This is a genomic window from Mesocryomonas fontinalis (assembly GCF_055730125.2).
On the sequence record NZ_JBUZWG020000012.1, the window covers coordinates 146,101 to 167,507 of the forward strand.

Genomic DNA, 21,407 nt, shown 5'->3' on the forward strand with positions numbered 1-21,407 from the left:
GCGAGCCGTGGCCCGCCAGCCGTGACCTGTCAGCTCTGGCACACAAGGCGGGGCCCGTCAGCCGAGGCGCACCGGCGGATCGAGCCGGCCGCGGCATCCGATGTCGACGATGAAGGTCTTGCCGGACTGCGGGTGGCGGGCGAGTTCTTCAAGGCTCAACTCGTCGCGCGCGGTGGTGATGGCAAGCCAGGACAGGTCCGGGCCGCAGAAGGCCGGGCAGGTGGTGTTCGGGCCGCCGGTGGTGATCTGGCCGACGAGGCTGGCGTCGCGGTCGAAGATGTCGACGCGCGCACCGCCCCAGCGGGCGCTGTAGAGGCGGCCGTCGCGGTCGAGGACGGCGCCGTCCGGACCGCTGGGATCGCCGGGGACCGCCTGATGGAACACTTCCGGCTCGCCGATCGGCAGCCCGGTCGCGGGGTCGGTGGCGACGCGCCAGATGGTGCCGCGCGGGGTGTCGGAGAAATGCGCATAGCTGCCGTCCTCGGCAAAGCAGATCGCATTGCCGACGGTGAGCCCGGTGTAGAGCTGGCGCAGCTCCTCCTTGAAGAACCAGTAGATCGACCCGGCGCCCTCGGTCTTGTCGAGCGCCATGGTCGAGCACCAGAAGGCGCCGCAGGGATGCGTCCGGCCGTCATTGCTGCGAAGATCCGGCCGGTCCGCCTCGATCGCCGCCAGCCGCTCCAGCGCACCGTCGGCGCGCTGACGGCGCCAGAGGCCGCTGGCCAGGAAAACCATGTCGCTGTCGGCATCGACCGCCGCGCCGGCCGAGCCCATCTCGGGCAGCGGCTCCTCGGTCGTCATGTTTGTGACGAAGTCGTGGGTAAGCTTCTTCTGGCCCGGAATGTCGAACCAGGCGAGTGCCCCGGTGATGGGGTTCACGGCAATTCCCTCGCCGAGCACCGCCGCCACCTCGCTCAATACACCCGCAACCTGCCGCATCTTTTCCTGTCCCAAACCGCTTCGATCCTTCGTCAACGCTTTGGTCACGCAGATGGCGCATTAGAGCGTTATTAAGAGTCCCAATCGCCAGCCACTCGCTATGCAATGCGCGGAATTGTGCATATGCTAAGGGAGTGAGCAGCTGCACTATAAAAAGATCGATCTAGTTGAAACAGCGTCCCCATTTCTCCCGCCGCGCCGCCCTGAAGATGGGCGTCGCCGCCGCCGTGATGGCGGCCGCCGCCGGCTCTGGCGTCGCTCAGGAATCGGCGCCTTCGCCGGCTCCCGTCCCGCCGGCACCCACGCCGCCGGCCCCTCAGGCGCCGAGCGCCGAGGCGACGGTCATCGACAATTTCGACTACGATGCCTTCTCGGCGATGATGCGCAAGCGGGCGGAGACGCCGTATGTCGAGAACGAGGCGGCGCTGCCGGAGGCGCTGACCAATCTCACCTATGACGAGCACCGGGCGATCCGCTTCCGGCCGGACCATGCGCTGTGGCAAGGCGATCCGCTCAGCTTCCAGCTGCAGGCCTTCTATCCCGGCGCACGGGTCAGCGACACCACGCGGATCTATCTCGGCGACGGCAAGCGCTTCGAGCTGAAGGCCTTCTCCGGCGCCGACTTCGAATACCGCGCGCCGCTCGATCCGACGATCTTCCAGCGCATCACGCTTCCGGGTGTGGCGGGCTTCCGCCTGCACTATCCGCTGCAGCGTCCGGACTATTTCGACGAGCTCGTCACCTTCCTCGGCGCCAGTTATTTCCGCGCGCTGGGCATGGGCAACCGCTACGGCCTGTCGGCGCGCGGCCTTGCGATCAACACGGCGACGCAGACGGCGGAAGAGTTCCCGCACTTCAGCGCCTTCTACATCGTCAAGCCGGAGCCGGGCGTGAACACCATCCAGCTCTATGCCGAGCTGGACAGCCCGAGCCTGACAGGCGCCTACGCCTTCACCATCACGCCGGGTCCGGAGACGCTGATCGACGTCACCGCGCGGCTGAACTTCCGCAACGCCGTCGACCGTCTCGGCGTGGCGCCGCTGACCTCGATGTTCACCTTCGGCGAGAACGACCGGCGCAACCGCGACGATTTCCGCCCGGAAGTGCACGACAGCGACGGGTTGTCGATCCACCGGCGCAACGGCGAGCGGCTGTGGCGCCCGCTGAAGAACCCCGAATCCCTGGCGCTGTCCTATTTCCAGGAAGCCTCGCCGGCGGCTTTCGGCCTGATGCAGCGCGACCGTGACTTCTCGCACTACGAGGACATCGAGTCGCGCTACGAGCTTCGGCCTTCGCTGATGATCGAGCCGCTCGGCGACTGGGGCCGCGGCATGGTCGAGCTGGTGGAGATCCCGACCAATTCCGAGATCAACGACAACATCGTCGCGTTCTGGGTGCCGGAGAAGAAGCCCGACGCCGGCAGCCAGTACGAATTCCGCTACCGCATGCGCTGGGGCAATGTCGTGGAGGAGGCGACGGGCCTCGCCTATGTCGCGGGCACCTATGGTGGCGTCGGGGGCAACGCGGCCGACGAGACGTCGCCGAACACCCGGCGTTTCGCCATCAACTTCATCAAGGGCACCATCGGCAACCTGCCGGCAGACGCCGTGCTCGACGCCATCATCGACACGCCGGACAATGCCAAGCTGGTGCACACGGCGCTCGATCGCCTGCCGGATGGCGGCTGGCGCCTGTCGCTCGAGATCCAGAAGCTGAACTCAGCCCCGGTGGAACTGCGCGCGAAACTTTCGATGCTGCAACGCATTGTCACTGAAACATGGCTCTATCAATGGACGGATGCCGTATGACCGTGTTCGCAACGCTTTCCGACAAGCCCCAGACGCTGGACAGCGTCGTTGCAGCGCCGCGTCAGCCCGTTCGCAGCTCCCGTCCCTCGGGCGCTCTCCTCGGGCGCCCCGATCTTTCGGATGAGGCGCTGCTGGCCGCGATCGCCGAGCGCCTCGTCTTCGAAGGGCGCGATCCGTCCCATGCACCCGGTGTGCTGAAGGCCGCCATCGCAGGCAAGCCATTGGCGCTGGCCATGCTGCGCAAGCTCGTCCTGCCGGCGCCGCAGTCGGCGCTGGTCATGCCGATCCAGTCGATCCTGCGCGAGCGTTCGGGCGAGCGCTCGGCTTCTTCCTGGTCAAAGCTTGTTTCCTTCGGCCGCTGATTTCGGTCGCCAAGCGCTTATTCTGCTAGCTGGCTGATGGTTCCCGTCGCCTTTCGCCGCTGAGGGCCGATCTTTCGGCCGGGTGGCGAGATGCACGGGAAGTTGATAAAGCTACGCGAGACTTCGCACTTCCCGGCCAGGACGCTGATCCTGGCGTCATGCATCGTCCGACAATAGGCCGCCCCTTGATCGCCTTTCGCCGTTTCTGCTTCGCCGCCACCGCGGTGATCCTCGCGCTTATCGCCGGCGGGCTGTTCGCGTCGATCGTCACCGCCAGCGGCACCAGCCGCCTGCAGGTGCTGCAGGTCTCGCTGCTGACGATCTGCTGCGTCTGGCTGGCCTGGGGATTCAATACCGCGGTCACCGGCATTCTGTCGGGGATCGGAGAGCGCAAGTCGGTCTCCATTCCCTCGCGTTCCAGCCCCAACCGCACGGCCATCCTCGTCCCCGTCTACAACGAGGACCCGAAGGCGGTGTTCGGGCGGATCGCAGCGATGATGGAGGGCCTGCGGGCGATCAAGCGGCTCGACGGCTTCGACTTCCATGTCCTCAGCGATTCCACCAAGGCGGAGTTCGTCGAGGCGGAGCGCCGGGCGACCTTTGTGCTGGCGGCCGAGCTGGAAGTCGCCGGGCACCTCTATTACCGCAACCGCGTCAAGAACATCGGCCGCAAGGCCGGCAATGTCGGCGACTTCGTCACGACGTCGGGCGGCGCCTACGCCTACATGCTGGTGCTCGACGCCGACAGCCTGATGCGGCCGCAGACCATTCTCGAAATGGTCAACCGCATGGATGCCGACCCCGAGCTCGGCCTGCTGCAGACGCAGCCGCTGATCATCGGCCGCCGGACGCTGTTCGGCCGCGCGCTGCAGTTCTCCGCGGCGCTGTTCTCGCCGGTGTTCTCGCGCGGCATCGCCGCGCTGCAGGGGCGCGAGGGACCGTTCTGGGGCCATAATGCGATGATCCGGGTGAAGGCCTTCGCCGATTGCTGCGGCTTGCCCTCACTGCCGGGCAAGGCGCCGTTCGGCGGCCACATCCTCAGCCACGACTTCGTCGAGGCCGCGCTGCTCGCCCGCGGCGGCTACCGCGTCCGGCTGGATCCCGACCTCGAGGGTTCCTACGAGGAAGCCCCGTCCAACCTGATCGAATATGCCAAGCGCGATCGCCGCTGGTGCCAGGGCAACCTGCAGCACGGACGGCTGATCACGGCACCGCAGCTGAACCTCTGGAGCCGCATCGCGCTGGTCTGCGGCATCATGGCCTATGCGGCGTCGCCGATCTGGCTGATGTTCCTGATCGTCTCGCTGCTCGACCCGATCATCGCCGCCGAGCCGAACTACTTCCCCGCCGACTCGCTGTTCCCCGTCTTCCCGACGCCCGAGACCGGCAAGGCGCTGCTGCTGCTGTTCGGCATCTTCCTGCTGCTGCTGCTGCCGAAGACGCTGATCGCCTTCGCCAGCGCCTTCGGCTCCAAGCGCAAGTCGTTCGGCGGCGCCTGGCAGGTGCTGGCGGGTGCCACCGCCGAGCTCGCGATGACGTCGACGCTGGCGCCGATCATGATGATGTTCCAGTCCAAGGCGGTCGGCGAGATCCTGATCGGCGCCGACAGCGGCTGGCCGGCAACCGAGCGCGAGGACGGCAGCCTGCCGCTGCGCGATTCGTTCAAGGCCAGCTGGTACATGGTCATCGCCGGTACCGCGCTGCTGCTCGCGACCTTCTTCTATTCGCCGAACCTCTTCCTCTGGGTCTGCCCAATCGCCGTCCCGCTGATGTTCTCGCCGCTGCTCATCAGCCTTTCCGGCAATCCGCAGCTCGGCGATTTCGCGCGCCGCCACGGCCTCTTCGCCACGCCCTTCGAGCTGGACCCCGAGCCCGTCGTCCGCGCGTCCGAATCCTGGCGTCGCCGGCTGGAGAAGATTCTCGACGGCCATGCTGTCGACAAGGACATCCGCCAGGCTCCGGTTCTGGCTGCCAACCCGGCCTGATCGACGACGATCGTCACCCGGCAGCGTGGCCTCTCCACCGTGCCGATAGCCTTCGGAGCCGTTTGCCGCATGCCGTCAGAGACCGTCGTCCCGCCGCCGAAACCGATGAGAGACCAGCGGGTCGACTTCTACCGCGGCATCGCGCTCGCGATGATCTTCGTCAACCACGTGCCCGGCAACATCTGGGAGAACTACACCTCCCGCAATTTCGGCTTCTCCGATTCCGCCGAGCTGTTCGTCTTCCTGGCCGGCTTCGCCTCGGCCTTCGCCTACGCCAAGCCTTTCCTCGGCGGCGCGCGGCTGATCACCCTGCTGAAGGCCTGGCGCCGGGCGGGCGTGCTCTACCTCGTCCACATCATGCTGACGATGTTCGCCATCGGCCTGTTCTGCTGGGCAGCGCTCGCTTTCGGGCGCGGCGACATGCTGCTGCATTTCGGGCTGGAGACCTTCATCACCCGGCCGATCGAGGCGCTGGTCGGCGTCATCACGCTCTCGCACCAGCTCGGCTACGTGAATATCCTGCCGATGTATTCGGTGATCCTCCTGATGCTGCCGGTGCACCTTCTCCTGGTAAAGCTCGTCGGGCGGCACGGCATGCTGCTGGCGGCGGGCCTGCTCTGGCTGGTCACCGGGCTCTACCGGCTGGACATCCCGAACTTTCCCTATCCCGGCGGCTGGTTCTTCAATCCGCTGGCCTGGCAGTTCATCTTCGCCATCGGGCTGTGGTGCGGCCTGTCGAAGTGGCAGCGTGGCCTGCCGGCGGTGCCGTACAGCGGCTATCTCTATGCGCTGGCGATCGCCTACCTCATCGGCGCCTATGTGTTCGTCGGCCTCGATGCCTGGGGCTCCGAGCGGCTGCTCGGCTGGCCGTTCCTGATCAGCTATTTCGACAAGACCTTCGTCACGCTGCCGCGGCTGCTGCATCTCCTGGCGATGATCTACGTCTTCGCGCACGCGCCGCTGACCTCGCCGCTGCAGCGGGTCGGCGCGAACAATCCCTTCACCCTCCTCGGACGCCATTCCCTGCCCGTGTTCGCCCTCGGGACGGCGCTGTCGCTGATCGCACAGATCGTGCATTTCGGCCGGCCTTCGACCCTCCTGTACGACTCCGCCCTGATCGGTGTGGGGCTGGCTCTGCATTTTGCTCTCGCCGCCTATCTCGACTGGTGGAAACGCACCAAGCCGGCGCCGAAGGCGGCCCAGCCGCCAGCCGCCGCAGCGCGTGCTGCCGGAACCGTTGCGCAGAAGCACGGGGAAGCGCTCGTCTCGACGCCGACGGCCTGAACCAGACCAAATAAAACCGCTGATATGTGTCGCGCTGCATCCCAGCGACTTGCCGGAAGGGTTTTGCTGATGTTGATCAGCCCTTTGTACGATTGCGCCTGACGGCGAAAGCTGGAAGCGTGCAACCGAACTCTGGGAGGAACAGCGGTGGCGACGACAAGCAATGACATGGGGCGAGGCGGCTGGCTGTCGCGGTCCCGCACGGTGGCCGAGCCCGGCTTCAACCGCTGGCTGGTACCCCCGGCCGCGCTCTGCGTGCACCTCTGCATCGGCCAGGCCTACGCCTTCTCGGTGTTCAACAAGCCGCTGTCGCTGCTGATCGGCGGCACCGAGCCCGCCGTCGGGCAGGACTGGACGATCCCCTCGCTCGGCTGGATCTTCTCGATCGCCATCGTCTTCCTCGGCCTCTCGGCGGCCTTCGGCGGCGCCTGGGTCGAGCGGGTCGGGCCGCGCCGGACCATGGCGACGGCCGCCTGCTTCTTCGGCGGCGGCTTCCTCGTCGCTGCGCTCGGCATTTCCACCCACCAGCTCTGGCTGGTCTATCTCGGCTACGGCGTCCTCGGCGGCTGCGGCCTCGGCCTCGGCTACATCTCGCCGGTGAAGACGCTGATGACCTGGTTCCCGGACCGGCCGGGCATGGCGACCGGCATGGCGATCATGGGCTTCGGCGGCGGCGCCTTCATCGCCTCGCCGCTCTCGGTCTACCTGATGAGCCAGTTCAGCGTCGCCGGCACCTTCGTCGCGATGGGCCTGATCTACTTCGTCTACATGATGGTCGGCGCGACCCTGGTGCGTGTGCCGCGCGAGGGCTGGCTGCCGGAGGGCTACGTGCCGGCGACGAAGTCGAGCGGCCTCGTCACCTCCGCCAACGTCCATGTCGACGAGGCGCTGAAGACGCCGCAGTTCTGGCTGCTCTGGGGCGTGCTCTGCCTCAACGTGACCGCCGGCATCGGCGTGCTCGGCCAGGCCTCGCTGATGAGCCAAGAGATGTTCCCGGGCATCATCACCCCCGCCGCGGCCGCCGGCTTCGTTGGCCTGCTCAGCCTGTTCAACATGGCCGGGCGGTTCTTCTGGGCCTCGACCTCGGACTATATCGGCCGGCGCAACACCTACATGATCTTCTTCGCCCTCGGCGTGGTGATCTACGCGCTGGTGCCGACAGCCGGGCAGATGGGCTCGATTGTCCTGTTCGTGCTGCTCTACGCCATCATCCTGTCGATGTACGGCGGCGGCTTCGCCACCATCCCGGCCTATCTCCGCGACGTGTTCGGCACGAAGTATGTCGGCGCTATCCACGGCCGGCTGCTCACCGCCTGGTCGGTCGCGGGCGTCGCCGGGCCGGTGCTGGTGAACTACATCCGCGAGTACCAGATCGCCAACGGCGTGGCGAAGGCCGACGCCTATACGGTGACGATGTACATCATGGCCGGCCTTCTGGCGGTCGGCTTCCTGCTGAATTTCCTGATGAAGCCGGTCGCCGCCAAGCACCATCTGCCGGCCGATCCCCGTCCACTGGCCGCCTGAGGAGAGAGCGATGAACGAGAAAATCACCACCAGCCCGATCGTCGTGGCGCTCGCCTGGATCTTCGTCGGCCTGCCGCTCGCCTGGGGTGTCGTGATGACGCTGAAGAGCGCGATGGCGTTGTTCGCCTGAAACGACGACGCCCGCGCCGGGGGACGGCGCGGGCGTCTATCAGACTGAGGAAAGGCCGGATGCCGCGGGGTATCCGGCCTTTCTGCGTTGGACTACTTGCCGGTGGGAGCCTTGATCTCGGGATAGGTCTTGCGGTTGCGCAGGGCCACCTCGATCTCGTCCTGCTGGACGCGCTGGGCGCCCTGGTCCTTCATCCGGTCCTCGTCGTCCGGCTGGTCCTGCTGGTTGTCGAATGCGTCGGTGGGAATGCGGCTCATGGTGATCTCTCCTCTATGAAATTGACATAGGGCCTTCCCGCCGGGTGTCACGGGTCGGCGGGTTCGAGAAGCCGCCGGGGAGGGACGGAGCGACAGAGTCTGGATCGGCTTCCGCTCGGGTTTGTCCGCTGTTACGACATCGGGGCCGAAGCATTCATCCGGAGGAAACATGCTGAAGACGATACCGCCGATCATCGGCAGCGAGTTGCTGGCGATCCTCGCCGAGATGGGCCATGGCGACGAACTGGTGCTCGCCGACCGTAATTTCCCGGCCGTCTCGACCGCCCGGGCCACCGTCAGCGGCAAGCTCGTGCAGCTGACCGGGGTCGACACGACCGAGGCGGCCCGCGCGATCCTGACGCTGCTGCCGCTCGACAGCTTCGTCGACCAGCCGGTGCGGCGCATGGCCGTCGTCGGTGACCACGAGGCGGTGCTCGAGGTGCACGCCGACATGCAGGCGGTGGTCGATGCCGCCGAGGGCAAGAGCATCGGGATCGAGAAGGTCGAGCGCTTCGCCTTCTACGAGGCGGCGCGCCGGGCCTATGCCGTGGTGCAGACCACCGAGTCCCGGCCCTATGGCTGCTTTCTCCTGAAGAAGGGTGTCGTCTTCGACTGACGCCGGTTTTGGCTTTCAGACGAGGCCCCAGACGAACTGCAGGGCCACGGCGAGCAGGAAGACGCCGAAGGCCACCTGCAGGCGCCGCTTCGACAGGCGGTGCGCCAGCCGCGCGCCGATCGGGGCGACGAGCATCGCCGCCGGCGCCACGATCAGCGTCGCGGCGAGGCTGACATAGCCGAGGCTGAAGGCGGGAAGGCGCGGATCGCCCCAGCCCGCGACGCCATAGGAGACGAGGCCGGGGATCGCGATGATCACGCCGACGCCGGCGGACGTCGCCACCGCCTGGTGCATCGACCGTCCCCAGGCGGTCATGAAGGTGTTGTTGAGGACCCCGCCGCCGATCCCCATCAGCGCCGAAAGGAGCCCGATGAGGAAGCCGGCGAGCGAGCGCCCGGCAAGGCCCGGCAGATCGGTGCCAAAGCTCAGCGGCAGCCGGCCGATGATCATCTTCAGCGCCAGCACGAAGGCGATGGTGGCAAAGATCCCCTTCAGCGCCGCGGTGGAGGAATAAGCCGCCACCACCGTGCCGGCGACGACGCCGAGCGGCACCGCCACCGCCCATTCGCGCAGCAGCGCCATGTCGACCATGCCGGGATGTCGGCGGTGCGCGGCGAGCGAGCGCAGCGCCGTCGGCACGATGATCGCCAGCGAGGTGGCGATCGAAAGGTGCATGGTGATCGCCGGGTCGACGCCGAGCAAGGTGAAGGTGTGGTAGAGCACCGGCACGAAGATCGCCCCGCCGCCGACGCCGAACAGCCCGGCAAGGAGCCCGCCGAGCACGCTGGCGGCAAGGAGGGTGAGGAGCATGGGGGCCCAGAGGGCGACGTCGGCGGTCAGCATCCCCGCTCATACGGTCCGGCGGTCCCGGCGGCAATCTCGCCGCCAGGGCTTTCTCGGCCGCCTCCATCGTTCGAAGACGCCGCGCCGCCCACCCTCGCCGCAACTGCGTCAGCCATGGTTGATCATGACGTGCCGGACGACGGTGTAGTCCTCGAGCGCGTATTGCGAGAGGTCCTTGCCATAGCCCGAGCGCTTCAGGCCGCCGTGCGGCATCTCGTTGACCAGCATGAAATGGGTGTTCACCCAGGTGCAGCCGTAGCGCAGCCGCGCCGCCGTCGCCATCGCGCGCGACACGTCCTTCGTCCAGACCGAGGAGGCAAGGCCGTAGTCGGAATCGTTCGCCCAGGCGACCGCATCGTCGGTGTCGGAAAAGCGGGTGACTGAGACCACCGGGCCGAAAACCTCGCGCCGGACGATCTCGTCGTCCTGCCGGGCGCCGGCGATCACCGTCGGCTGGAAGTAGAAGCCGCGATCGCCTGACACCTTGCCGCCGGCGGTGACCTCGACATGGCCCAACTCGGTGGCGCGGTCGACGAAGCCGCTGACGCGGTCGCGCTGGCGGCCGGAGATCAGCGGGCCGATCTCGTTCTCCGTGTCGTCGGCGAGGTCGTAGCGGATGCCGTTGACCGCCGAGGAGAGGTCGGCGACGAGGTTGTCGTAGATGCCAGCGCCGGCATAGATGCGGCAGGCCGCGGTGCAGTCCTGGCCGGCATTGTAGAAGCCGAAGGCGCGGAGCCCCTCGACCACGGCCGACAGGTCGGCATCGTCGTAGACGATGACCGGCGCCTTGCCGCCGAGCTCCAGATGGGTGCGCTTGACCGTGGTGGCGGCCGCCTGCAGAACCTTCTGGCCGGTGCCGACATCGCCGGTGATCGAGACCATGTCGATGCCCGGATGGTGGATCAGCGCATTGCCGACGCTGGCGCCGCGGCCGAGGATGACGTTGACGACGCCCTCCGGCAGGATGTCCGACAGCAGGCGTGCGAACTTCAGCGCGGTCAGCGGCGTCTGCTCGGAGGGCTTGAACACCACGGTGTTGCCCGCCGCGATCGCCGGCGCGAGCTTCCAGGCCATCATCATCAGCGGGTAGTTCCACGGCGCGATCGAGCCGACGACGCCGACGGGATCGCGGCGGATCATCGAGGTGTGGCCGGGCAGGTACTCGCCCGCCACCTGGCCCGGCAGCGTGCGCACCGCCCCGGCGAAGAAGCGGTAGCAGTCGGCGATGGCCGGGATCTCGTCGTTGAGGACGGCGTTGATCGGCTTGCCGCAGTTCAGCGATTCCAGCGCGGCAAAGCTTGCTGCGTCCGCCTCGATCGCATCGGCGATCTTCAGGAGGTAGCCGGCGCGCTGGGCGGGCGTCGTCCGCGACCAGGTCTCGAACGCCGTCTTCGCCGCCGCGACCGCCGCGTCCACCTGCGAGGGGGAGGCTTCCGCGAGGGTAAGGATGGTCTCGCCGGTGCGCGGGTTGAGGACGGCCTCCTCGGTCTCCGTGCCGGCGGTGAAGGCCGAGCCGATCAGCATCTCGGTGTCCATGAGAGTCTCCGTTATTTGCCGGCGCCGGCGACGCTGTCGCCATCGCGGGTGAGGTAGAAGGCGGCGAGGATCGGCAGGAAGGTGACGAGCACCACGACCAGCGCGACGACGTTGGTCACCGGGCGCTGCCGCGGGCGGATCAATTCCTCCAGCATCCACAGCGGCAAGGTCTGCTGCTGGCCGGCGGTGAAGGTGGTGACGATCACCTCGTCGAAGGACAGCGCGAAGGCGAGCATGCCGCCGGCCAGCAGCGCCGTGCCGATGTTCGGCAGCACCACGTGGCGGAAGGTCTGGAAGCCGTCGGCGCCAAGGTCCATCGACGCCTCGATCAGCGAGCCCGACAGTCGCCGGAAACGGGCGACGGCGTTGTTGTAGACCACGACCACGCAGAAGGTCGCGTGGCCGAGCACGATGGTCCAGAACGAGAAGGGGATGTCGGCGATCGAGAAGGCCGAGCGCAGCGCGATGCCGGTGATGATGCCGGGCAAGGCGATCGGCAGGATCACGAGCAGCGAGATCGTCTCGCGGCCGAAGAACTTCGTCTGGCTGACGGCGGCAGCGCAGAGCGTGCCGAGCACCAGCGCGATGGCGGTCGAGACGGAAGCCACCTGCACCGAGAGTTTCAGCGCGGCCCAGACGTCCGGCCGGTCCAAGGTCACCGCGAACCATTTCAGCGTCAGCCCGGGCGGCGGCCAGACGAAGCTCTTCTCCTCGGTGGTGAAGGCGTAGACGAAGATGATCGCCAGCGGCGCCAAGAGGAAGACGAGGCCGGCGCCGGCGGCAAGCTTCAGGCCGAGCGGGGCAGCGCCAGAGTGAGGGGCAGCGTCAGAGCGCATCGAACGCTCCCTGCCGCTTCGCCATCCAGAGATAGAGCCCCATGATGACGATCGGCACCACGGTGAAGGCGGCGGCGAGCGGGATGTTTCCGGCGGTGCCTTGCTGGGTGTAGACGGCCTCGCCGATAAACAGGCGCGACGAGCCGACGATCTGCGGGATGATGTAGTCGCCGAGGGTCAGCGAGAAGGTGAAGATCGAGCCGGCGATGATGCCCGGCAGCGCCAGCGGGAAGATCACGTGCCGGAACGTCTCGGACGGCGTCGCGCCGAGGTCGGCGGAGGCGTCGGTGAGGTTCACCGGCACCCGCTCGAGCGCCGCCTGCGTCGGCAGGATCATGTAGGGCAGCCAGATGTAGACGAAGACGAGGAAGGTGCCGATGTAGCTGACCGACAGCGAGTTGCCGCCGACGCCGGGGATCGCCAGCACGGCGTCGAGCAGCGGCGTCAGGTGGAGCGTCGCAAACAGCCAGGTCAGGATGCCCTCCTTCGCGAGGATAAGCTTCCAGGCGTAGACCTTGACGAGGTAGCTCGACCACAGCGGCAGCATCACGCAGAGGTAGAACAGCGCCTTCCATGCGCCCTTGGCGTGGCGCGCCGCGACGTAGGCGATGGGAAAGGCGATCACTCCCGACGCCAGCGTCACCGCGGCCGCCATCACCACCGTGCGCAGGATGATCGCGAAGTTCGCCGGCTGCAGCAGCGCCGCATAGGTCGAGAGCGTGAACTCCTCGACGATGACGCCGGAGAAGTCGTCGAGCGAATAGAAGCTCTGGACCAGCAGCGCGGCGAGCGAGCCGAGATAGACGAGGCCGAGCCAGGCGACCGGCGGCGCGAGCAGCAGAACGATCAGAAGGTTTGGCCGCCGCCAGAGGAGGTCGGACAGCCGGCCGAGAAGTCCCGGCCGCCGCGGCAGGACGACGGCGCTCACGCCGGCTCCATCAGGTGCAGCGCCTCGGGGGCGAAGCCGATGGCGATCGGCTCCCCGATGGCCGGAACGACTGTTCCCGCCGGGACGACGGCGTGGAGGCGGAGGGCACCGAGGTCGATGCCGAGCCGTGTGGTGGCGCCGAGATAGCTGGTCGAGGCGAGGCACCCGGTGAGGTGGTCCGGCGCGTTGCCCGGCGCCACCAGCCGCACCGCCTCCGGCCGCAGGCTCGCCCAGCGCGCGTCGAGGCCGACGCGGCGGGAAAACTCGGGCGGCAGAACGTTGGACGAGCCGACGAAGTCGGCGACGAAACGGTTGACGGGCCGCCGGTAGATCTCCTCCGGAGAGCCCACCTGCATCACCCGGCCCTCGCTGAACACCGCCACCCGGTCGGCCATCGACAGCGCCTCCCCCTGGTCGTGGGTGACGAAGATGAAGGTGATGCCGAGCGTCTGCTGCAGGCTTTTCAGCTCCTCCTGCATGCTCTCGCGCAGCTTCAGGTCGAGCGCGCCGAGCGGCTCGTCGAGCAGCAGTACTTTCGGCCGGTTGACGATGGCGCGGGCGAGCGCGACGCGCTGGCGCTGTCCGCCGGAGAGCTGGCCGGGCTTGCGCTCGCCATAGCCGCCGAGTTTGACGAGGTCGAGCGCGGCGTCGGCCTCGCGCCGGCGCTCGCGCTTCTCGACCTTCCGCAGCATCAGCGAGTAGGCGACGTTGTCGCGGACGTTCAGATGCGGAAACAGCGCATAGTCCTGGAAGACCGTGTTCACCGCCCGCCGGTAGGGCGGCACGCCGGTGACGTCCTCGCCGAAGATGGCGACAGCGCCCGCGGTCGGCTGCTCGAAGCCGGCGATCACCCGGAGGCACGTCGTCTTGCCCGAGCCGGACGGCCCCAGCATGGCGAAGAACTCGCCCGGCACGATGTCGAGATCGACCCCGTCCATTGCCCTGACGGCGCCGAAATGGCGGGAGACGGCGCGGAGCGAGACGGCTGGGGTCATGGGGGCATGAGATCCTGGGGGATGCGGGCTTTGATGACGGCTGATCTCCCCCCGGGAGGGGGAGATGCCCGGCAGGGCAGAGGGGGGCAAGCTGCCGCCAGCTTTGCCAGTTTTCGCAACGGCGACGGCCGAGCGCTATGGCGCCCCCCTCTGCCTGCCGGCATCTCCCCCTCAAGGGGGGAGATCGAAAACGCTCGACGGTGGCCCTGCCGCTGCCGTCAGCCGCCCATCACCGCGATGTAGTCCGACACCCAGCGCGAATAGGGCACGCAGCTGCCCTGTTCGCATTTCGCCGTCGGGGTGCGCCAGAAGCGGATCTTGTCGAAATTGTCGAAGCCGTTGGTCTTGCAGCCCTCCGCCCCGAGGAGGTCGCTCGCCTTGCAGGCGTCGGGCACCGCCGGTACCGAGCCGAACCAGGCGGCGACGTCGCCCTGGACCTTCGGGTCGATCGAGTGTTCCAGCCATTTGTAGGCGCAGTTGGGGTGCTCGGCGCCGCTCGCCAGCATGGTCGTATCGGCCCAGCCCGTCGCACCTTCCGCCGGGATGGTCGAGGCGATTTTCTGCTTGTCGGCGGTGAGCGTGTTGACCTGGAACGGCCAGGAGCTGGAGGCGACGACGCCCTCGGTCTTGAAGTCGTCGACCTGCACGGCCGCGTCGTGCCAGTAGCGGCCGACGAGCTGGCGCTGGCCCTTCAGGAGTTCGAGCGCTGCGGCATACTGCTCCTCGCTGAGAGCATAGGGATCGGTGATCTTCAGCTCCGGCTTCGTCGCCATCAGGTAGGTCGCGGCGTCGGCGATGTAGATCGCGCCGTCATAGGCCTGGACGCGCCCGGCATTGGTCTTGCCGTCCGGCAGGTCCATCTTCTCGAACACGACGTTCCAGCTGGTCGGCGCGGTCTTGAACACCTCGGTATTGTACATCAGGACGTTCGGCCCCCACTGGTAGGGCACGCCGTAATGCTTTCCGTCGACGGTGAACCAGGCCGCATCCTTCAGCCGCGGATCGACCTTCGACCAGCTGGGGATGAGGTCGGTGTTCACCGGCTGCACCTTCTTGCCGGCGACCAGCCGCAGCGAGGCGTCGCCCGAGGCGGTGACGAGGTCGAACCCGCCCTGGTTCATCAGCGTCACCATCTCGTCGGACGTCGCGGCGGTCTTGACGCTGACCTTGCAGCCCGTCTCCTTCTCGAAGCCGGTGACCCAGTCATAGCCCTTGTCGGTCTCGCCGCGCTCGATATAGCCCGGCCAGGCGACGATCCGCACTTCGCCTTCGCCGTCACCGACGGAAGTCATCGCGGTCTGTGCGACGGCCTGGCCGGCGAAGGCCGCGGCCATGAGGCCGACGGTAAAGGTCCTGAGTATCGACGCCATGCTGCCACCCCTCTTCTGCCGCGCCACCGCGGGCCTTGCGAAGACGAGCTTATCGCGCCGCCGAGCCAGCGCAATCGGGGCGCCTCAAAAATCCGCGAGGGGAAAAAATCCACGAGGGGAAATGGAGCGCGGCTACTTCTTGTACTGCCGCGCCCATTCCGCCGGCGGCGCCGGACGCGGCAGGGCCAGGCCCTGTTTCTGGCAATTGGCGAGAAGCCCGGCGACGACGTCGGAATCCAGCGTCGCGGCCCGGGCGTCGCCGGTCTCGAACGCGGTGCGGTCGCGGTCGGCCACGTCGCACTCGGTCTGCGTCACCTGGCTGGCGACGTTCTCGACCTGCTGGACCGCCGTGCCCTCGCTGTAGAGCGCGCGGCCGACGAGCGCGGCGGCGGCAAGGCAGGCCAGAGCGATGAGGATCTTCGTCGAGCGTTTCACGGGGGCGGCTCCATGCGGCGGGAGAGGGCGGTCGGCCAGCAACCGGCGGGGACGGTTTGGGTTGCCTGACAGGCGCAGAGGGGTTGCGGCTTGTCCAGCACGAGCACGAGCAAGGGTCCGGCCAGAACAGTCTCCGACCAATGGGGCGGTCGATTGCGTTTCCGCGCCGCGCTAGGCTCGCCGTCCCGGCGACGACCGCCGCAAAGAAAATGATCTGGGAGAGACGAGAATGAAGCGGAGATCCTTTCTGGCGCTGGCCGCCATCCTGTCCCTTGCGGGCGGAGCCTCGGCGCAGGACGCCTATCCCGACAAGCCGATCCGGCTCGTCGTGCCGTTCGCGGCCGGCGGCTCGACCGACCTCGTCGCCCGCGTGGTGGCGCAGGCGATGGGCGAGCGGCTGGGGCAGCAGATGGTGATCGAGAACCGCGGCGGGGCCGGCGGCAATCTCGGCGCGACCGCCGTCGCCGAGGCCGATCCCGACGGCTACACCATCCTGATGGGCACGATCGCCACGCACGCGCTCTCCGCCTCGCTCTATGCCGTGCCGCCCTTCGATCCGGAAAAGGACTTTGCCCCGGTCGTGCTGCTGGTCACCGTGCCGAACGTCCTCACCGTCAACAAGGACTACCCGGCCAAGACCGTGCAGGAGTTGATCGCGCGGCTGAAGGAGCATCCGGGCGAGGAGGTCTACTCCTCTTCCGGCAACGGCACGCCGCTGCATCTCTCCGGCCAGCTGTTCATGTCGATGACGGGGACCGAGATGGTGCACGTGCCCTACAAGGGCTCCGGCCCGGCGCTGGTCGACGCGATCTCCGGCGACGTTCCGATCAACTTCGACAACCTGCCGTCCTCGACCGGCTTCATCAAGTCCGGTGCGCTGAGGGCGCTGGCGGTGACGACCAAGCAGCGCGCGGCGATCTTCCCGGACGTGCCCACGATGGAGGAGGCGGGCGTGCCGGGCTACGAGACCAACACCTGGAACGCGCTCTTCGCCCCCGCCGGCACCCCGCCCGAGGCGGTCGCGCGGCTGAACGCGGCGGCGAACGCCGCGCTGGCCGACCCGGCGGTGAGGGAGAAGCTCGCCAATGTGGGCGCCGAGACGGTCGGCGGCACCCCCGAACAGCTCGCCGCCCACGTCACCGCCGAAATCGCCCGCTGGCGCCCGGTGATCAAGGCCGCCAACGTCCAGATGGACTGACGCCCGAAGCTAGCCCCGGCGGTTTCAGGGCGCCGGGGTAGGCTTCGGCATCCGGCGATTGGGTGCCCCACTCAATCAAAGAGAGATGCTCTGGATTCAGAAAGACACAGCATCTCTGTGCATCGTGATAAATGCCGTGCGCTCTGGCTGGTTGACCGAGGGGTCACTGCGTCAGCGCCGGCTCGTCCCGCGTCTGCTTGAACATCTTGTCGAGGGCGACATTGATGGCACTGGCATCGCTCGCTTCGAAGAACCATCCCGGCGAGGCGCAATTTTTGAGTGCCGGCTGAATCTTGGCGGCGACGCCGGTGTCGACCACCTGCGTCTTGTAAAAATTGGTGCCAGCGGCGATCGGGTCGGGCGGCAGATAGGTGGTGTAGAGGACCCCGATGGTGATGCCCTTCGCCTTCATGGCGGTGCAGGACGCCTGCTCGAGGGCGCTGACGCATCGGTTGCTGGCTTGCACGCAGCCGCTGCCGCCCTTCTGGACGTCACGCACGCCATCGGTGATCAGGATGACGTATTTCTTCGCCTTCGCCTGCGAAGACCCGTCGCCTGACGCGGTGAGGTCGCCGTTGAGCTCGGCGACGGTCTCGTTCTGGTAGCTGTCGGAGAAGCGGTTGCCCTTGCTGGGCCCGAGCGAGATCAGGCTTGCGGCGGTCGCGAGGGTGGAGAAATTGCCCGACAAAGCGTGCAGCGTCAGCAGCGAACCGCTGGTATAGCTCTGCGTCATTCCCATCGCATAGATCGCGATGCGATAGATCGGAAGGACTGGGAGTCCTCGCGCGCCGTCTCCACGAGTTTCAGCGTGGCGTCGCGCAGGACGTCGATGCGCAAGCGGATGCCCAGGCGGGCCGCGACGTCCGAATAGCTCTCGGCATCCCCGCTGTCGACCGCGTGGCAACCGAAGACGCAGGAGGTTTGCTTGGTGCCGCCGTTCGCCAGGTTCACCTTGGCGTTGAAGAGACGGAGCATCTCGGACTTGGTCGCGGCGATGCCCATGGACTGCGAGATGTCGACGGCGATGTGCACGTCCGAATAGGTCGGAAGGCTTTGCGCCGAGACCGCGGTGCCGCTCGCGGTATAGTCGTCCCGCCCGAACATGCTGGCAATGAAGTTCTTGCGGGAAATCTGGAATTCGACGCGGCTCGTGATGTTCTGCCCGTCGCGGGTAACGACGATGGATGCCGCGGCATCGCGGATTCCCAGCTGCGACGCATTCGCGCTGAAGAGGAGGCTGCCGCGGCGCTTGCCTTCCGCGAGGGCCGCAGCCGTGGCGGCATCGCTGCCATCGCCGGTGCTGATCAGTTCGAGGGCGACGCCGCCGGCCTGGAGAGCCGCGGCGTCGGCGGCGACCTGAGCCTTGTTGCGGGCCGTCAGTATCTGCCCGAAATCCACGGCGAGCCCGATGCTGCCGATCATCGGTATGGCCAGCAGCGCGAACATCATCGCTACGTTGCCATCTTTGCGCCGGCCAAGTCGGGCGAGGAGCCGACAGAAGTTCCGGATCATGTGGTGGGAAATCCAGGGCAGTTCTTGACGTAGTTCACGACAGGCACCTGCCGCGGGCGGAAATAGGTCGACCGCCGGAACGCGACCGTTCCATCGAGGAAGCTCGTCAGCAGCGGTTGATAGTAGGCGACCACGTCGACCACCACGATGGAGCCGGGGCCGAACGTGCCCGCCGGCAGGGTCGACATCGTCGCGTCCTCGCCGGACTGCAGGGTGCCGCAGGCGCGCTTGGTGCCGGACAGCGCTTCGCTGAAGACGACCTTGGCGTCGTACACGCAGTCCTTCTTGCAGGCCGGGTTCTTCAGGCTGAAGGCGACGCTCGAAACCGTCACGTCGACCGCCTTCTCCAGCGCCTTGCCGGTGGCGGCGGCGTATCGGATGACGTTGGGATCGACGAGGGCGGCCATCTTGATGAAGCCGGCCATGTCCTTTTCGCCAAGGGTCTTGTCGGATCGGCTCACCAGCTCACCGATGGTCTCGGGGATGAAGGTCGAGCGGTTCGCGGCCGTGATGTAGGACGACAGCTCCGCGCCGCCCATCAGCATGAGCATCAGGATCGGGAGTATGATGGCGAACTCGACGGCCGCGACGGCGGACCGGTCGCAGACGAGCGTCAGACCTGCGATCGCCCGGAACAGACGCTTCAGCATGACGAAGGCGATCCCTTGTAGAGTTCGCTCCGCACCAGGGTGGTCGAGCGCATGAGGTAGAGCGGTGGATCGCCTTCTCCCGCCCCCAGGAGATTTCCGACGAAGGACGGCATCGCGTAGGCGACGTCGAGGAAGACGTAGTCGCCGGGACCCCCGACGCAGAAGGCAGCCTGACCCCGGTTGACGGCCGCCAGGGATTTCTCCTTCGCATCGACGAACTGGTAGATGCCAGTGTCGAGGTCCGGGTCCGATTCAGGCGATAGCTTGTAGGCGTTCACGATGATGTCGTCGCAGGACAGGTTGTCGAGGAGGTTCGGGCAGAGCACATCGCGCTTGAACGCCGGCAGGTCGTGCGCGTCCGAGGGGAGGTCGCCGGTCATCACAAGCCGGGCCGCGAGCCGCGTCGCGTAGTCCAGCGATTGCGTGCTGAAGTGGTAGAGGGCGACCTGGAAGACCATGAACACGATGGCAAAGAACGGCGCCGCGACGAGGGCGAATTCGACCGCCGCCGACCCCGAACGCGCCGCCGCGAAACGGGCGAGAGCAGGGATAATTAGACGCCGTGATATCCGAAGTCGAATAATCCGAATTTCGCGGACGGACCGATCCCGCCGGTCGAAGGGGGGCACCTTACCTCTGTTTCCCAAACGCATTTTCGGACTTCGCTTAGCAGGCTAATTGGCCGTCTCTAAGCTGCAGAGATTGAGAAATCGTTATGTGCTCACTCGGCATGAGAAATGCGCACGCCGATGTTGGCCAGATCATCTGGCCTGCACCACTGCTGCGGTGAAGAAGAAATGGGAATGGCGGAGAGAGGGTCCGCCATACTACTGTCTAGCGACGTCCTCAATCTTCTACCCAAGTCAATGCTTGCAGGGCTTACGACGATCTTCCGTCTTTCGTTGTCCACGGATGTCACATACAATAATGGTCAGCTGTTGGGGTGGATATAGGGGTAGGCGTTGGCTAGAGAGATCAATCGGCTTAGCGCCCGCGGCGTTTCCACGCTGATGAAGCCGGGTCGGCATGCCGACGGCGGCGGCCTCTACCTTGCGATCGACAAGAGCGGAGCAAAGCGCTGGGTCTTCCTCTTTCGGCACGATGGCCGAGCCAGGGAGATGGGCTTGGGTGGCGTTCTTGCTGTGCCGCTCGCAAGGGCTCGAGAGATGGCCGCCAGCGCCAGGGCGACTGTTCAGGCTGGCGGCGATCCGATCGCGGACAAGCGGGTCGAGGTACCGCGCGTCCCGACATTCGGTGAAGCTGCCGACGACTTCATTGAGACGATGGCACCCCAGTTTCGGAACGCCAAGCACATCGCTCAGTGGAAGATGACGCTGACTCAGTATGCGGCCCCGCTACGCAACAAGCCGGTCGACGCGATCGTGACCGAAGATATCCTCGGCGTGCTGAAACCGATTTGGCAGGCGAAGCCCGAAACTGCCTCCCGGCTACGGGGTCGCATCGAGCGTGTCTTGGACGCCGCCAAGGCCAAAGGTCACCGCGTGGGCGAGAACCCGGCGCTGTGGCGCGGGCATCTCGCCAACCTTCTGCCGAAGGCGCAGAAGTTATCCCGTGGTCATCATGCAGCGATGGACTTTCGCGACGTGCCCGCCTTCGTCGGCGAACTTCGAAAGCGGCAGGCGGTTTCCGCCCGAGCCCTCGAATTCACGATCCTGACCGCGGCACGGAGCGGAGAGACGTTCGGCGCCACCTGGGCGGAGATCGACCTAAAGACGGCAGTGTGGACGATCCCTGGTGTGCGCATGAAGGCAGGACGCGAACACCGCGTGCCGCTTTCTGCCGCGGCGTTGGCGATCCTCAAGGAGATGGCTGAGCTGGGTGACGAACGGGATGCTTACGTGTTCCCCGGCGCGCGGCGCGGGCGGCCGCTCTCGGTAATGGCGATGGAGATGATCCTTCGCCGGATGAAGATGGAGATCACCACGCATGGCTTTCGATCGTCTTTCCGCGACTGGGCAGGCGAGGTCTCTCCGTACGCGCGTGAGGTTGCCGAGGCAGCACTTGCCCACGTTGTCGGTGATGCAACTGAACGGGCCTACCGCCGGGGCGACGCGCTAGAGAAACGCCGGCTGATGATGGAGGCGTGGGCAAGCTACTGCGAGCCGGATCGCCCGGCCAACGTGGTGCCAATCCAGCGTGTGGCAATCCGATGAATGCGAGGAAGGCGATGTGTCTACC

Annotated in this window: 22 protein-coding genes; 9 read left to right on the top strand and 13 right to left on the bottom strand. The window is 66.8% G+C overall.

The annotated features are described in order from the left end of the window. Positions 1–57: 57 nt before the first annotated feature. The gene (locus tag ACZL02_RS23315) at positions 58–939 is read right to left on the bottom strand and encodes an SMP-30/gluconolactonase/LRE family protein (RefSeq protein WP_472941091.1); all 882 of its coding nucleotides are present in this window, start codon (positions 937–939) and stop codon (positions 58–60) included. Positions 940–1,106: 167 nt separating this feature from the next. Between ACZL02_RS23315 and ACZL02_RS23320 the strand changes: the two genes are divergently transcribed. From ACZL02_RS23320 to ACZL02_RS23345, 6 genes are all read left to right on the top strand, one after another. Next, positions 1,107–2,747 (top strand): OpgD/OpgG family glucan biosynthesis protein, encoded by a 1,641-nt coding sequence (locus ACZL02_RS23320; RefSeq protein WP_472941092.1) that lies wholly within the window; start codon positions 1,107–1,109, stop codon positions 2,745–2,747. Further along, entirely contained in the window at positions 2,744–3,109 is a 366-nt protein-coding gene (locus tag ACZL02_RS23325; protein WP_472941094.1) for a hypothetical protein, read from the top strand. The genes ACZL02_RS23320 and ACZL02_RS23325 overlap by 4 nt, the downstream gene beginning before the upstream one ends. A gap of 59 nt (positions 3,110–3,168) precedes the next feature. Continuing rightward, complete coding sequence (gene mdoH / locus ACZL02_RS23330) at positions 3,169–5,094, top strand: glucans biosynthesis glucosyltransferase MdoH (RefSeq protein WP_472941134.1); 1,926 nt, start codon at positions 3,169–3,171, stop codon at positions 5,092–5,094. 69 nt (positions 5,095–5,163) lie between these two features. Beyond that, positions 5,164–6,378, top strand: a complete 1,215-nt coding sequence (locus ACZL02_RS23335) for an OpgC family protein (protein ID WP_472941095.1) — start codon at positions 5,164–5,166, stop codon at positions 6,376–6,378. 168 nt (positions 6,379–6,546) lie between these two features. After that, on the top strand, positions 6,547–7,902 hold the full coding sequence (locus ACZL02_RS23340) for an L-lactate MFS transporter (protein ID WP_472941135.1): 1,356 nt from the start codon (positions 6,547–6,549) through the stop codon (positions 7,900–7,902). Between the two features lie 10 nt (positions 7,903–7,912). After that, a complete protein-coding gene (locus ACZL02_RS23345; RefSeq protein WP_472941096.1) occupies positions 7,913–8,032 on the top strand; it encodes an MFS transporter small subunit in 120 nt (39 codons plus the stop codon). Positions 8,033–8,124: 92 nt separating this feature from the next. Here the strand turns inward: ACZL02_RS23345 and ACZL02_RS23350 are convergent, their stop codons facing one another. Further along, positions 8,125–8,289: a hypothetical protein gene (locus tag ACZL02_RS23350; RefSeq protein WP_472941097.1), complete on the bottom strand. Its 165-nt coding sequence runs from the start codon at positions 8,287–8,289 to the stop codon at positions 8,125–8,127. Between the two features lie 169 nt (positions 8,290–8,458). Between ACZL02_RS23350 and ACZL02_RS23355 the strand changes: the two genes are divergently transcribed. After that, positions 8,459–8,905 carry an RbsD/FucU family protein gene (locus tag ACZL02_RS23355; RefSeq protein WP_472941098.1) on the top strand — a complete coding sequence of 149 codons (447 nt, stop codon included), beginning with the start codon at positions 8,459–8,461 and terminating at the stop codon, positions 8,903–8,905. Between the two features lie 15 nt (positions 8,906–8,920). On the opposite strand, the gene ACZL02_RS23360 is transcribed toward ACZL02_RS23355, so the two are convergent. The 7 genes from ACZL02_RS23360 to ACZL02_RS23390 form a co-directional block, all read right to left on the bottom strand. After that, positions 8,921–9,748 (bottom strand): sulfite exporter TauE/SafE family protein, encoded by an 828-nt coding sequence (locus ACZL02_RS23360; RefSeq protein ID WP_472941099.1) that lies wholly within the window; start codon positions 9,746–9,748, stop codon positions 8,921–8,923. Positions 9,749–9,856: 108 nt separating this feature from the next. Continuing rightward, a complete protein-coding gene (locus ACZL02_RS23365) occupies positions 9,857–11,284 on the bottom strand; it encodes a gamma-aminobutyraldehyde dehydrogenase (RefSeq protein WP_472941100.1) in 1,428 nt (475 codons plus the stop codon). 11 nt (positions 11,285–11,295) lie between these two features. Further along, a complete protein-coding gene (locus tag ACZL02_RS23370) occupies positions 11,296–12,120 on the bottom strand; it encodes an ABC transporter permease (RefSeq protein ID WP_472941102.1) in 825 nt (274 codons plus the stop codon). Further along, positions 12,110–13,048, bottom strand: coding sequence for an ABC transporter permease (locus ACZL02_RS23375; RefSeq protein WP_472941103.1), 939 nt, complete (start codon positions 13,046–13,048; stop codon positions 12,110–12,112). Before ACZL02_RS23375 ends, ACZL02_RS23370 begins: the two co-directional genes overlap by 11 nt. Beyond that, positions 13,045–14,043 (bottom strand): ABC transporter ATP-binding protein, encoded by a 999-nt coding sequence (locus ACZL02_RS23380; protein ID WP_472941104.1) that lies wholly within the window; start codon positions 14,041–14,043, stop codon positions 13,045–13,047. Before ACZL02_RS23380 ends, ACZL02_RS23375 begins: the two co-directional genes overlap by 4 nt. Before the next feature lie 218 nt (positions 14,044–14,261). After that, the gene (locus tag ACZL02_RS23385) at positions 14,262–15,377 is read right to left on the bottom strand and encodes an ABC transporter substrate-binding protein (RefSeq protein WP_472941136.1); all 1,116 of its coding nucleotides are present in this window, start codon (positions 15,375–15,377) and stop codon (positions 14,262–14,264) included. 168 nt (positions 15,378–15,545) lie between these two features. Further along, positions 15,546–15,848, bottom strand: coding sequence for a hypothetical protein (locus ACZL02_RS23390; RefSeq protein ID WP_472941105.1), 303 nt, complete (start codon positions 15,846–15,848; stop codon positions 15,546–15,548). 229 nt (positions 15,849–16,077) lie between these two features. On the opposite strand from ACZL02_RS23390, the gene ACZL02_RS23395 reads away from it, so the two are divergent. Beyond that, positions 16,078–17,046, top strand: coding sequence for a Bug family tripartite tricarboxylate transporter substrate binding protein (locus ACZL02_RS23395; RefSeq protein ID WP_472941106.1), 969 nt, complete (start codon positions 16,078–16,080; stop codon positions 17,044–17,046). 163 nt (positions 17,047–17,209) lie between these two features. Here the strand turns inward: ACZL02_RS23395 and ACZL02_RS23400 are convergent, their stop codons facing one another. Genes ACZL02_RS23400 through ACZL02_RS23415 form a run of 4 tightly spaced genes read right to left on the bottom strand, consistent with a single transcriptional unit; the run spans position 17,210 to position 19,837 of the window. Beyond that, positions 17,210–17,779 carry a hypothetical protein gene (locus ACZL02_RS23400; RefSeq protein WP_472941107.1) on the bottom strand — a complete coding sequence of 190 codons (570 nt, stop codon included), beginning with the start codon at positions 17,777–17,779 and terminating at the stop codon, positions 17,210–17,212. Further along, the gene (locus ACZL02_RS23405) at positions 17,776–18,558 is read right to left on the bottom strand and encodes a pilus assembly protein TadG-related protein (RefSeq protein ID WP_496258576.1); all 783 of its coding nucleotides are present in this window, start codon (positions 18,556–18,558) and stop codon (positions 17,776–17,778) included. Before ACZL02_RS23405 ends, ACZL02_RS23400 begins: the two co-directional genes overlap by 4 nt. Then, positions 18,555–19,208: a TadE/TadG family type IV pilus assembly protein gene (locus ACZL02_RS23410; RefSeq protein ID WP_472941109.1), complete on the bottom strand. Its 654-nt coding sequence runs from the start codon at positions 19,206–19,208 to the stop codon at positions 18,555–18,557. The genes ACZL02_RS23405 and ACZL02_RS23410 overlap by 4 nt, the downstream gene beginning before the upstream one ends. Beyond that, positions 19,202–19,837, bottom strand: a complete 636-nt coding sequence (locus tag ACZL02_RS23415) for a TadE/TadG family type IV pilus assembly protein (protein ID WP_496258577.1) — start codon at positions 19,835–19,837, stop codon at positions 19,202–19,204. The genes ACZL02_RS23410 and ACZL02_RS23415 overlap by 7 nt, the downstream gene beginning before the upstream one ends. Before the next feature lie 333 nt (positions 19,838–20,170). Here ACZL02_RS23415 and ACZL02_RS23420 point away from each other — a divergent pair, with 333 nt between their 5' ends. After that, the gene (locus tag ACZL02_RS23420; protein ID WP_472941111.1) at positions 20,171–21,382 is read left to right on the top strand and encodes a tyrosine-type recombinase/integrase; all 1,212 of its coding nucleotides are present in this window, start codon (positions 20,171–20,173) and stop codon (positions 21,380–21,382) included. Positions 21,383–21,407 lie beyond the last annotated feature (25 nt).